This is a genomic window from Micromonospora sp. CNZ303, from assembly GCF_004345505.1.
Genome location: NZ_SLVT01000005.1, coordinates 125,774 through 138,681 on the forward strand (window position 1 = coordinate 125,774; position 12,908 = coordinate 138,681).

Consider the following 12,908-nt stretch of genomic DNA (forward strand, 5'->3'; position numbering starts at 1 on the left):
CGTTCCCCGACCGGTGAGGCGAGCAGATGTCGACCAGTTCGTGGCAACTCCGCCCCACCGTGCAGGCGACCCGGATCGACGGCGGGCTGCACCTTCGGTCCTGGGACACCAGCCTCACCCTGGACGGCGCGCCACAGCTGTGGCGGCTCTGGCAACTGCTCACCCGACGCCTCGCGTCCGGCCGGACCACAGCCGACCTGCGCGACCTGTCGCCACGCCCGCCCGTCGCCCTCGCCCTGTACCGGCTGGCCGACCTGCTCCGGGAACACGACCTGCTGGTCCGGGTGCCGGAGCACTGGACCGGCACCGGGCACGCCCATGCCCCCGCCGACGCCCGCGGACCGGCCCCGGTGCCTCCACCCGCCGTCGCCACCTGGCTGGCCTCGGTCGCCACCGACCCCGCCGCGTCCTGGACCGGCATCGGCCGGAAATCGGTGACCGTCACGGGAGCGGGCCCCGCTGCCACCGCCGCGATCGAGGCGTTGACCGCCGCCGGAGCCCGGGTCCGGCGGGCCGCGACCCGCATCGACCCACCGCGCGACGCCGGACGCGTCACCCTCGCCGCCAGCGACGGGCGTGCCGTGGTGACCGGGGCCAGCGCCACGGTCGGCTACGTCACCCCCGTCGGCCCGGGCACGCAGCTGCGGGCCCAGTCCGGCCTGATCGCCGAGCGGCTCGGACTTGGCAGCGCGGCGACAACCCCTGGCGACCCGGTTTCCGTGGTGGCCGGCGCCTGCGCCGCGCACCGGCTCCTCGCCGCGCTCGCCGAGCTGACCGATCCGACCGCGCCGACGGCGCTCGTCGTGCGGAGCGACCCGCTGCGCGCCACCGCCCACCCGTGGCCGCCCGGCGTACGGTCACCGGCGGTCGACGCCCCCGACCGGCGGGACGACGCCGTCCATGCGGGCCTACCCACCTCCCTCACGGACCCGGAACTCGGTGTGTTGCCGCCGGTGGAACTCGACGACCTGCCACAACTGCCGGTGGGACTGGCCCGGTGCCGGGTCGGCGGTGTTCCCGGCCCGGCCGGTGGGACGCTCGTCACCGGGCACGGTCCGGACACCTCCACGGCGCGGTTGCACGCCACGCTGGCAGCGGTGGAGCTGCTCAGCGTGTCCACCGGAGGGGCCGCCGTGCTGGCCTGCGGGGTGGACCGCAGCCATGCCGAGGGAGTGCTGCTGCGCCGCCTCGCCCGCCGGTCGGTGGCCTGGGCCGGCGTCACGTCAGGCGAGGCTGTCCCCCCGTCGGCGTTCGACGCGCCGGTAGCCCGCCGCTGGTGGCGTACGCTGACCCGCCGCCTCGGCGTCCCGGCGACCGCGCACGTCCGCCGCCTCGCCCCCGGGGCGCAGCTGGCCGTCGTGTGCGGCCCGGACACGACGGACCCCGGTGGGTGGATGGAACTCGGCTGGGCGATCGAGGCCACGGCCCACGACGCGGTCGCCTTCGCCGCTCTCGCCGCGGTCGCCACGGTCGGCTGGCGTGCACACCGGCCCGGTCCGCCGTACTCGCACGGCCCCTGCGGAGCGTCGCCACGGGTGAGCCGCTCGGCCGCGCCCATGCTCGACGGGTCCGAACGGGAGGCCGCCCTCCGGCGGTCACTGCGGACCCTCGTCGGAGCCCCCGCGGAGCCGGTCGTGGTGACGCCGCCAGCTCCGCTGGCCGCCGCCCTGCGCACGGTCGGGCTCGTCGTCCTGCGGGCCGGCGATGACCGGTGACCCTCGGTTGCCCGGGGACGATCGGGACGGACCCCGGCAGCCGGACACCGACCCGGCCGGCCAGCTCGCCGAGGCGCTGAGGGGGGCGGGGTCGCCGTACCCGGTGCTGGCCGAGGACGACGGGTGGGCCGGCTCCGGCCCGGCGGTGGTGGTGTCGACCCGGTGGAGTCCGGCGCTGCTGAGCCGGCTGGCCGACCGGGGCACCGGGGCCGTCCTGCCCGTCCGGTTCGACGGCGGTACGGCGCTGGTGGGTCCGTTGGTCGACGCCGACAGTGCCACCTGCCTGCGCTGCCTGGAGGCCGCCAGGCTGGCGGCGCCGGGCGGCCGGACGCCGCACGGTGATGCCGAGCTGCGGCTCGGCGGTCGGCCGGCGCCGGCCCTGCTGCCCGTGCTCGCCGCGGTGGTCCGGTCGGCGTTGGCCGAGCCGCAGTCCGCCACCGCGCGGCTCTGGGTCGTCCCGCCCGACGGGAGCGTGTCCGCACATCCGGTGGCGCCGGTGGGGGTTCGCTGCGAAGGATGCCTCAGCCGGCAGCCCCCGGCTCCACCTGGGACCCCGCTCACCGGCAGCGGACAGCCGCCGGCCGACCCGGTGCGGCTGCGCCGGCCGAACCCGGCGACCGACCTGGCGGGACTTCGCCGGGCACTGCTGGAGCCACGGCTGGGCCACGTCGTGCAACTGCACCGGCACGAGGAGTACGGGCTGCCGGTCACCAGGGCGGTGGTCGCCGGTCCGGCGGTCACCGTGACGGGCTTCGGCCGGGCGACGACCGCCACGGAGGCTGACCGGTTGGCGCTCTTCGAAGCGGTGGAACGGCTGGCCGGGTACGCCCCCCACGGGCCCGCCGCCCGGCAGTGGGCGTCCTTCGCGGAGCTGGGACCGGAGCGCGCCGTCGATCCTGCGGCCCTCGGTCTGCCCGACCTGCCCAGCGCCCACCACATCCCGTACGCCCCCGACGTGCCGACGTGGTGGGTGCCGGGGTGGTCGCCCAGTCGGGCGGCGCCCGTGGCGGTGCCGGAGCACGCGGCGTACTGGGGTGACCTCGGGCAGCGCCCGTCGGTGACCTTCCTGTCGGAGTCCTCCAACGGCTGCGGTCTCGGCAACAGCCTGGAGGAGGCGGCCCTGCACGGCCTGTTCGAGGTGATCGAACGGGACGCCTTCCTGATGGCCTGGTACGCCCGTACCCCATTGGTGGAGGTCGCGCTCCCCGACGAACTCGACCTGGTCGGGCACCTCGCCGACAATCTGGACCTGCTCGACTACGACCTACGGTTGTTCGACGCGACCACCGACCTCGCCGTGCCGGCGGTCGTCGCGCTGGCGCACCACCGGATGCCCGCCGTGGGGGCGCCGACGGCGTTCTTCGCGGCCGGCGCCCACCTGGATCCCCTCTCGGCGATCCACTCAGCCGTGGTGGAGCTGGTCGTCAACCTTCACGAGGTTCGCGACACGTGGCAGGGGGATACGGCGCGGGCGGACCGCGACCGGCTACTGCCGATGCTCGACGATGCCGCGTTGGTCCGTCGGATGGACGACCACATGATGCTGCACTGCCTGCCGGAAGCACGGCCGCGCTACGAGTTCCTGCTCGGTGCCGGGCGGACCCGTGCCTGGCGGGAGGTGTGGCCGGGACTGCCCCGTCCCGTCGAGGACCTCGCGGCCCTGTTCGGCGCGCTATGCGCGGACCTGCACCACCGGGCCGGGGTGGAACCGGTCGTCGTCGACCAGAGCATCCCCGAGCTGCGGCGGACCCTCGGGTTGCACGCTGCCAAGGTCGTCGTCCCCGGCACCCTGCCGATGACGTTCGGTCACCGGAACCGGCGGACGCGGGGGCTGCCCCGGCTGCTGACTGTGCCGGCGGCGCTGGGCCGCCTGCCCGGGCGGCCCCGCTACGAGGACCTGGCACTGCATCCCCATCCCTTCCCGTGACCGTCCCCTTCCGGGCCCGACCAGGCGGTCGGGCCCGACGTGCGGGCCCGACCGCCAGGGGTCACCCGGCGGGCCGGCCGACCGGGAGCAGGTAGGCGAGAACCTCGTCGACCCCGTCGAGGAGGAGCAGTTCGTGGGCGATGTCGTCGTAGAAACCACCGACCATGCCCAGTCCGAGTCCCGTCGCCGCCGCCGTGAGGGCCAGGTTCTGGGCCAGGTGACCGGCCTCGAGCAGGCCGAAGCGCAGCGCCCGGAGGCCGTAGGTGGCCCGCAGCACGGGCAGGTCGACGTAGACCCCGAGCAGCGCCGGCAGCGCCGACAGGTCGATCCGTTCCTGGCTGGCCGGGCTGTCCGCCGACTGCGTCGCCGGTCCGGCCCTGAACCACATCGACGCGGTGGCCAGCTCGGCGTCGGTGGGCACCGGGCCGGTGGGCAGCAGGAGCCGGGACCCGGCGTCCACGTCGTACTGGTGAGCCGGGACGCCGGCCACGTCCCGGGCCAGTACGCGCAGTCGGACCGCGTACTTGGCGCCGGCGCTCGGGTAGGGTCGGCGGACCCCGGGCCTGTCGGCCCGATCACTCGCTCCGCTGGCGGTCCACAACAGAGTGGCCAGGTCTGCGGCGTCCAGCGGGCCGCAGAGCGTACCGCGTCCGCTGGCCCGCGCGGTGAGCGCGTCGCCGAGCGCGGCCGTCACGGGTGCGGCGGGGGGAAGGGCCAGAGGTTGACCGGACCGTCGCCGGTCGCCGTGCCGTGTCCGGTCCGGCGTCCGCGGCCGCTGCCCTTCGATCCGGCCCGGGGCGTAGCTGCTGGCCGCCAGGTACCGCCGGTCGGGGCTGGCGGTGCCGTCGGTGAAGAAGTCGGTGGGGCCGTCCGGCGCCAGCAGGGCGGCGGCGAGGAAGTGGTAGAGGGAGCGCTCCTCGTCGGGCATGATGCCCAACCGGTTGAGCAGCATGTGCAGTTGGGACGCCCACACCCCGGTCCACTGGCCGACGCCGGCAGAGCTCTCCAGTTGGGTGCGGGCGGCGCGCACCTGGGCGGCCCACCGGTCCCGGATCCGGGAGCCGTCCGCCGCGGAGGCGGTGATCTCGTGCCAGCGCCGTACCACCGAGCGGGCCTGCGTGGTGGCTGCGGCGAGCGCCGGCCCCTGCACCGTGCCCGCGGTCAGCGTGGTGCTCTCCGGGTGCCACCGCCAGGCGGTCGCGCTGCGGCGCAGCCATCGGGCCGCGGCGAGCATGTCCAGGTCGAGGGCGATCAGGGTGGCGAGGACCAGGTCGGTGGCCGCCACCATCCGCTGGCCGGGTCCCGGGGTACGCGCGACCACCTCGGCGGCGATCCGGCTGGAGGCGCCGAACACCGTCTCCGCCACCGGCAGCGCGGCCGGGCCGCCGTACCGTTCGGTCTCCGGCTCGTAGTCGACCTGCCGGGCCTGTGCGTGCCCCGGCCACCCCGGACGGCTGACGGTGCTGACGTCGAGCAGCGGATGGTCGGCGGCCCGGGCAGCGGCCACCAACTGTTCCTGCCACCGGCGGTGCTCGTGCGCCTCGGCGCCCCGCGCCCGCACCCTCAGGTGGGGACCGTCGTCGAAGTAGCGGATGTAGAACCAGTCGGCGATCGTCCCGTCCCGACGCAGTCCCTCCATGAGCGGTGTGAGTGTGCCCGTGATGAAGTCGTCGACGTGTTCCGCACTCCAGTGCAGATAACAGTGCAGGCTGTGGAACTTCTCCGGATCGTGGTGGTGGCGGACGACGTCGGCGGCGGCCGTCGGCCGGGGCTCACCCATCGGTGCCCGCACGGTACAGCTCGATCACGACCTCCGTCGCCCGCTGCCCGGGACGGGGGGCGGGCAGTGCCTCCTCCAGGACGACGCCGTCCGGGTAGCGGGCCAGGGTCCGGGACAGGCACCGCAGGTGCAGCGGGCTTGCGAGGTCGACGTACTGGGAACGGGGCTGTTCCAGGTAGGACATGAACGCCGTCAACCCCTTCGCGCCCTCGACGGCGGCGGCGCTGACGAAGACGTGCTCGGGCAGGCCGAGCAGGTGTCGCCAGCGCACGGCGGTACGTCCCAGCTCAGCGGGCCGGGCGTCCAGCTCGGCCCGCCAGGCGGCGACGATGTCCGCGGAGAGCCGCCAGTCCGCCCGGGAGAGGACCACCTCCCGGTACCGCAGCCGGGGCCGGCACCAGACCGGGCCGACCGGGGTACGGCGGAGCTGTCGGGCCGCCATGGCCCCGCCCGGTCCGACCGATCCCGTGCCCACGTCGGTGAGCATGCTGGTCAGGCGCTCCGGCAGCATCAGCGGCACCAGGAACCCGAGATAGACCACGTCCAACGGTTCACCGGTGGCGGTGACCACCAGCCGGACCTGATCGGTGGCGACGTCGTGGACCAGGTGCAGGTCGTCCGGGACCAGGGTTCCGTGACGGCGGTCGTCGGCGATCTCGTCGCCGACGAGCAGCGGATGCAGGTTGCCATTGAACCCGTTGACCGGGCGGAGCTGGGCCACCCGGGCGCCGAGGTGGCGCCGGAGCTGGGCGGCGACTGCCGTTTCGGCCTCCGGGGGGAGCTGCCGCAGGAAGCGGCTGGTGAACCGGCCCCAGCCGCCGTACACGTGATTGACACAGAACGACGCACCGTCGTGGCAGGACTGTCCGAAGACCGCGTACGAGCCGGGTCGGCTGGTGAGCCAACGGGGCAGCCTGGAGGCGACGGCGTCGGGCAGCCCGTCGGGAACGGTCAGGTTCCCGTCGTCGTCGGTCGTGACGGCGGCCACCAGCTCGGCCCGGAGCCGGGCCAGTTCGCGCAGCTCGTCACCGGGGGCGAGGTCGAGCGTCGGGTCCAGGGTGCCGTCGACGCCGACCAGGTGGGCCGCCTGCCAGACCGCACCGTACTCCTCGGCGAACTCCGTCGGCGACGCGCAGCGACCGCCCACGCCGTAGCGGGCGACGAAGCGGTCCCGGGCCAGGCGGCGGACCACCGCGTGCTGGTCGAGGAGTTCGAAGAGCGGGGTCAGCGCGGCGAGGGTGCCCCGGTGGTCCCGGCCGTGGTCCCGGCCGAGGCCCACCGGGCGGACCAGGGTCACGTCCTCGGTGACGGGTTGCGGACGACCCGTGCGGTCCGCGCCGAGCAGGGCGAAGGCCGCGTCCCAGCGGGAGCGTAGTCCGGCCAGGGCCGCCGGCCGTTCGGTCGCGTCGAGGCCGGCGAACGCGGTGGTCCTGGCATCGATCTCCCGCAGCAGCACCGCCACGTCGGCCAGGCCGATCCCGGCCAGCCAGTCGGCGACCGCGGCGAGGCCGTCGACGGCCTGCGGGTCCACCGGGTACGCGGGGCGGAGCACGCCCTCTTCGACGAGCGCGTGCAGGTACGCCCGAGCCGCCGCGGACGCCTGCGACGCCGGACGGGGCAGCCGGGTGGCCAGTTCCGTCGCGAGCTGGTGCGGCGTCGCCACCCCGCCGGGCTCCAGCAGATCCAGCAGGTGCCGCAGCGCCCGGGTCAGCGGCAGCGTCAGCGCCTCCTCCCGTTGCACCCCGGATGGCGCGTCGGGGGCCTGTGTCTGCCGACGCAGCCGGATCGCCGCCCCGTCCACCCACAGGCCCGGCGCCAGCGTGTGGGGCAGATCGCCGCGACGGTCGGGGTGCCGGAGCACGGCATGAACGAGGGCGGACAGGGTGGCCCGGTCGGCGTTGGCGACCGCCACCACCTCCGGGGAGCCGGTCGGGTCCGGCACCGGCCCGTCCCAGCGGCCCCAGCCCACCCGGGTGAACCAGGACAGCGGCACGGTCCTGGTGGCCGCCCGCAGCGCGTACCGGAGCACGGCGGCCTCCGACTTGCGGGCCCGGTCGTCGGGTGCCGGGCCCTGCTCGGCCGCCCGGCGCAGCGCCCGCAGCAGGTCCACGCTGGTCAGCGCGACGGCCCGGGACAGCTCCTCGGCGCGGCACAGCTCGGCCAGGGCGACCCGGTCGGCGGCGAGCGCCGGCGCGAGAAGGGCGTCGAGTTCCGCGGTGTGCCGGTCGATGTCGTCGCGGAGGCCCAGCCAGGACGCCAGGCCGGGCAGGTGGTCGGTCCAGCCGGCCAGCCGGGTACGCGACGCCACCGACGGGCTGCGCCCGTTGTGCACGTCGCGGCGCAGGGCCAGCAGCACCCGACGCTGGTCGGAAGCGGCCCGGACGACCTGCTCGTGCAGCACGTCGGCGAGCGCCGCGGCCATTCGCTCGGCGCGTGCGGTCAACTCCAGCAGGCGGGCGGCGACGCCCCGGAACTCCTCGGTCACGGCCGACGGTTCCGGGAGGGTGACACCGGCGACCCGCACCATCGCGTACGGCGCCACGGTGACCTCGGGCGCTCGGGTGACGGGCCCGACCCGGCGTACGCCCGGCGCCGGCGTCGCGCCGACCGTGCTCCCGATCATCCTCTCTCCTCTCCCCCATGACCGCTTCCTGGTGCAGGACGGTGACGGCGTGTCCGCCGACACTCGCAGCCGTGGCCGTGGGAGGCGTCCGCACAACTACGGGTCCGGTTACGTACTCGGTGGCAGGTGCCGGCTGCGTAGCCGGTTGCGTACTTCTCCGGATGGTGTCCGAGCTGACCGTCGTCGACACGCACGACGCAGCGGTCCTGCCGGAGCCCTGCGGACTGCCGCCTGGGACCGCGGCTCCACCGGCCTCGACCAGCTCCGGACGGCGGCGGGCACGCTCGTCGCCCGGCTGGAATCAACGGCCCGCAGTCTTCCTACCGCAGCGCCAGATCGACGGCAATCCTTCCTCCGCCGGGAAAGTACACCTGGACCGATCAACTCGAGATCTGGCCGGATCGAAGAGTGCGGTGGGCTGTTGACTATGAAGCGTCCGCCTTGTGTACTCGACATCCCCAAAGAGGATCTTCCCCCTAAGGATCCCTAATGCCAGGTAAACGGCCTTCTCTGAGCACACTGGGGTTGCGGTCGCGCACCCACAGCCAGCGGCCGTCCCGCGACACCGTCCGATGACGCCCGGTCCGGCCGACCGGCTCGTACGGACTCGACGGAAATCCGGTCGGACGCCCGGTCACCCGCTGCCCCGGACGGAATTCGCCGCACTCCGTCGTCAGCTCGACGACCTGCACGCGGGAACCGGCGCAGCCGTCGCCCTCGCCGGAGAACCGGGCATCGGCAAGACCACGTTGCTCTCCGCCCTCGCGGCGCAGGGCAGGGCGCACACCCTCACGGTGGTCGCCGCCACCGGCCGGACGGGGGCCGGTCCGCCGGTCGTGGTGGGAGCGGAACCCACCCTCGTCCTGCTCGACGACGCGCACCTGCTCGACACGGCGCACCGGGACCAGATGCAGCAGCTGATCGAACTGACCACCACCGCGCCGGTGCTGCTGGTCCTCGCCTACCGGGACCGGCAACTGTCGCGTGGGGCGGCGGCGGTGCTGTCCCGCGCGGCCGCACGCGGCCAGCTCACCCAGCACCGACTAGGTCCACTGGACCTCGGCCAGACCCGCGAGCTGCTCGGTGACCGGCCGGACCTGACCCGGCTGCACGCCGAGGGTGACGGCAACCCGCTCTACCTGCAACTGCTGGCCGCCGCAGACGCGCAGGCCATGACCGACGCCCACCTGATCCTGCTCGGCGAGCTGGCCGAGCTCGCCGACCGCGAACTGCGCGTCGCCCAGGCAGCCGCCGTGCTGCGTACCCCCGGTTCGGCGGAACTGCTCGCCGCGGTGGCCGGACTGGACGTCACGGAGACACTGTCCGCCCTGGACACCCTCACCGAGCTGGACCTGATGCGCCCGGTGCAGGTGCTGCCGCGCTTCGCGTTCCGGCACGACGTCGTCCGTCGGTTCGTCTACGCGCAGATCGGCCCCAGCCAACGCCTCGCCGCCCACCGGCGCGTGGAGACCGAACTGCTGACTCGCGGCGCTCCGGTCGCCCAGCGCGCCCACCACATCGCCCGGGCCCTCGACACGGGCCGTCCCGAGCAGGTGCCCGTTCTGATCGACGCGGCGCGGAGCACCATCCACGACGCACCGGCCGACGCCCTGGAGTGGTTGGAGGCCGCGCTGCAACTGCTGCCCGAGGGCGACGACCGCTGGTACGAAGCACAGGTGCTGGCCCTGCGGGCCCAGTTGCTGCGCGGCGGTCGATGCGACGTGCAGCAACTGGTGCACACCTTCCTACCCCGGGCGATCCGCATACCTGGCGGGGACTTCTCCTCGACCATGGCAGTCGCCGTCCGGGTACGCCGGATCCAGGGCCGGCACGCCGAGGCGTCGGTGCTGATCCGGGAGGGGCTGGCCCCGCTGCGGGGCACCCATCCCTCCGCTCCCTCCACGGCCGTGGCCATGCACACGGAACTGGCGGCACTCGCCCTCGACCGGCTCGATCAGGAAGCCGCCCGCCTGAACGCCCGCGAGGCCGCCACCATCGCCCGGCAGCACGGGGACCGGCTCGGGGAGGCGGCCGCCGTCGCCCAGATGGCGATGGCGCACCTGCTCGCCGCGGACAGCGACGCCGCGGACCGGGCCGCCGACATCGCGGCCGATCTGGTGGACACCACGCCGGACAGCAGCGTCGTCACCAACCTGCCGGCCCTCTACCTGGTGGGCACGACGGAGGACGCCCTGCACCGGTTCACCGAGGCGCAACGGCACCTGTCCCGGGGCGCCGAGGAGGCCCGCCGAACCGGACAACGGTTCATCCTTCCCGCCATCCTGACCTCGCTGGGGGCGGTGGAGTTGCAACGTGGACTACTCGACCGGGCCGGCCGCACCCTGGAGGAAGCTGCGGAACTGCTCGAGCCGGAAGGCACGTCGACGGCCCGGGCTTCGGTCGCCGCGCTTCTCGCGCTCGTACGGTACTGGCAGGACTCCGACCGGGAGGCCGCCGCGGTGATCGCCCTGGGTGATCAGGCCCTCGCCCTGATCCGGGACCAGGGGCCGGCCGCGGATGCGATCGTGCCCTGTCTCCTGGCGGACCTGCTGATCAAGGTGGCGGAGCCGGAACGCGGGCGCCGGCTGATGCTCGACGCCCTCGGCGGACCGGAGATGCCACGGATCGCCCCGCCGAACCGGTCCCGGTGGTACGAGGCGCTGTCCATGGCGGCGCTCCGGATGGGTGACAAGCGTGACGCGAGCCGGTGGGTCGACCTGGCCGAGTCCTCGGTGCGCAACCTCTCCGTCAGCCGTCAGGGCTTCCTGATGCGCGCCCGCATGCGGCTGTACGCCGCCCGCGGAGAAACCAGCCCGGCGCTGGCCGACGCAGAGCAGGCAGTCGAATGCTTCGCCGGTCGCGGACTGGACCTGGACCTGTGCCGGACGATGGCGGCGGCGGGAACCGTACTGGTCGACGCCGGCCGCACCGACGATGCCCGCGCCTGGCTCGGACGGGCCGCCGCGCTCGCCGAACAGTGCGGTTCGGCCCGTCTGGCCGATCGGGTCCGCCGACAGCAGAGCCGACTCGTCCCCGACGCGTCAACCAGGGGTGGCGACCCGCTGGCCGTGCTGACCGAGCGTGAACGGCAGATCGCCGATCTGGTGAGCCGCGGTATGACGAGCGTGGAGGTCGCACACGGGCTCTTCCTGAGCGTCCGTACGGTCGACACCCACCTGGGCCGGATCTACCGCAAGCTCGGCGTGTCGAACCGGGCGAGCCTGGCCCGGGCGATGCTCCGGTCGCACCCGACGACGCCGGCCGGGGATCCTCGGTGAGGTGCGCGGAGCGTCGCCCGGCGTACGCCTGGCAAGGGTGACGGACGCTCCCGGGGTCGGCGCTCCCGGAGGTCGAAGAGCGCAGGCTCCGGTGGCCTCAGACGACCCGGATGGCCCCGGCCGGGCAGAGATCGGCGGCACGACGGACCCGCTCGCCGCTTCCCGCCGGCGGCGCGGCGGCCCGCAGCAGCACCAGTCCGTCGGAGTCGTCCTGCACGAAGACCTCCGGCGCGGCGAGCACGCAGTTGCCCGACCCGCAGCAGGCGTCCCGGTCGACCTCCACCCGCACCGTCGCCTCCTCGCCGACGGGCCGGCCGCCGGCGGTCACCAGGTCACCGGCAGAGCGTCGAGTCCGAAGACGACCGAGCTGTCCCGGGTGCTCAACTCCTCGGGCCCGGCCGTCACCTGAAGGCCGGGAAAGCGGCGGGCCAGCGCCACCAGCGCGATACGTAGCTCGGCCCGGGCGAGCGGCTGCCCGATGCACTGGTGCACCCCGAACCCGAAGGCCACCTGCTGGTGCGCCTGCCGGTACGGATCAAACCGGTCGGGCTCGTCGAAGACGTCGGCGTCCCGGTTGGCCAGGGAGATCAGCACGACCGCGCCCTCACCGGCCCGGATCAGTCGACCACCGATCGTGACATCCTCGGTGGCCACCCGGAGCAGGCCGGTCCGCACGATGCTCAGGTAGCGCAGCAACTCCTCCACGACCTCCGCCGCCCGGTCGGGCTCGTCACGCAGGATCGCGTACTGCCCCGGGTCGCGGGTCAGCCGCAGGACGCTCAGCCCGATCATGTTGGCGGTGGTCTCGTGACCGGCGATGAGCAGCAGCAGTGCCATCCCGACCAGCTCGTCCACATCGAGCTCCCCCGGCTCGACGCGCTCCCGGATCAGCCGGCTGAGCAGGTCGTCCGCCCCTTCGGGCCGGGCCCGCTTGGCGTCGACGAGCGCCCGAATGTAGTCACGCAGTTCCTCGAAGTCGCGCTGGACCCGCGCCGGCGGCATCTCGCGGTCGAGCAGGGTGCGGCTGCGGGTCTGGAAGAAGTCGTGGTCGGCATAGGGGACGCCGAGCAGGTGACAGATCACCATGGACGGCAGCGGCAGGGCGAAGGACGCCACCAGGTCGGTCGGAGGCCCGGCGGCAGCCAGGGCATCGAGCGCCTCGTCGACGGTGCGCTGGATCAGCGGCTCGATCCGGCGGACATTCTTGATCATGAATTCGGCGGTGAGCATCCTCCGCAGGCGGGAGTGCTCGCCACCGTCCATCTGGATGAACGAACCCCTGCCGCCCTCGGCCGCCTGCGGCGGCAGGGGGCGCAGCAACGGAAAGCCGGGGCGGCGGAAGTCGGAGCTGAAAGCGGGGTGGCGCAGCAGTTGGCGGACATCGGCGTGCCGTGTGACCAGCCAGGCCGGAGCCCCGGTGGGCAGCCGCACCCGGCTCACCGGGCCGACGTAACGGTCTCGTTCGGCCTCATCCAACGGGGTGAACGGACCTCGGGTCGGATTGACCGGCGGCCAGAGGGGCAGTTCCGCCTCCGCAGCACGTGTCACATGGACCACCTCCGACGACAGCAGTGGGTAGCCATAT

At 74.3% G+C, this 12,908-nt stretch carries 7 protein-coding genes; 3 read left to right on the forward strand and 4 right to left on the reverse strand.

Going from position 1 to position 12,908, the window contains the following annotated elements; translation table 11 throughout:
* Positions 1-26: 26 nt before the first annotated feature.
* Entirely contained in the window at positions 27-1,715 is a 1,689-nt protein-coding gene (locus tag EV374_RS10920) for a hypothetical protein (RefSeq protein WP_132234204.1), read from the forward strand.
* Positions 1,705-3,642, forward strand: coding sequence for a TOMM precursor leader peptide-binding protein (locus EV374_RS10925; RefSeq protein ID WP_132234206.1), 1,938 nt, complete (start codon positions 1,705-1,707; stop codon positions 3,640-3,642). Before EV374_RS10920 ends, EV374_RS10925 begins: the two co-directional genes overlap by 11 nt.
* Positions 3,643-3,703: 61 nt before the next feature.
* On the opposite strand, the gene EV374_RS10930 is transcribed toward EV374_RS10925, so the two are convergent.
* Complete coding sequence (locus EV374_RS10930) at positions 3,704-5,422, reverse strand: thiopeptide-type bacteriocin biosynthesis protein (RefSeq protein ID WP_132234208.1); 1,719 nt, start codon at positions 5,420-5,422, stop codon at positions 3,704-3,706.
* On the reverse strand, positions 5,415-8,045 hold the full coding sequence (locus tag EV374_RS10935) for a lantibiotic dehydratase (protein ID WP_132234210.1): 2,631 nt from the start codon (positions 8,043-8,045) through the stop codon (positions 5,415-5,417). Before EV374_RS10935 ends, EV374_RS10930 begins: the two co-directional genes overlap by 8 nt.
* Positions 8,046-8,617: 572 nt before the next feature.
* Between EV374_RS10935 and EV374_RS10940 the strand changes: the two genes are divergently transcribed.
* Complete coding sequence (locus EV374_RS10940) at positions 8,618-11,323, forward strand: LuxR C-terminal-related transcriptional regulator (RefSeq protein WP_132234212.1); 2,706 nt, start codon at positions 8,618-8,620, stop codon at positions 11,321-11,323.
* A gap of 97 nt (positions 11,324-11,420) precedes the next feature.
* Here the strand turns inward: EV374_RS10940 and EV374_RS10945 are convergent, their stop codons facing one another.
* Both EV374_RS10945 and EV374_RS10950 read right to left on the reverse strand, forming a co-directional pair.
* Complete coding sequence (locus EV374_RS10945) at positions 11,421-11,651, reverse strand: ferredoxin (protein WP_486485693.1); 231 nt, start codon at positions 11,649-11,651, stop codon at positions 11,421-11,423.
* Positions 11,648-12,871: a cytochrome P450 gene (locus tag EV374_RS10950; RefSeq protein ID WP_132234214.1), complete on the reverse strand. Its 1,224-nt coding sequence runs from the start codon at positions 12,869-12,871 to the stop codon at positions 11,648-11,650. Before EV374_RS10950 ends, EV374_RS10945 begins: the two co-directional genes overlap by 4 nt.
* Positions 12,872-12,908 lie beyond the last annotated feature (37 nt).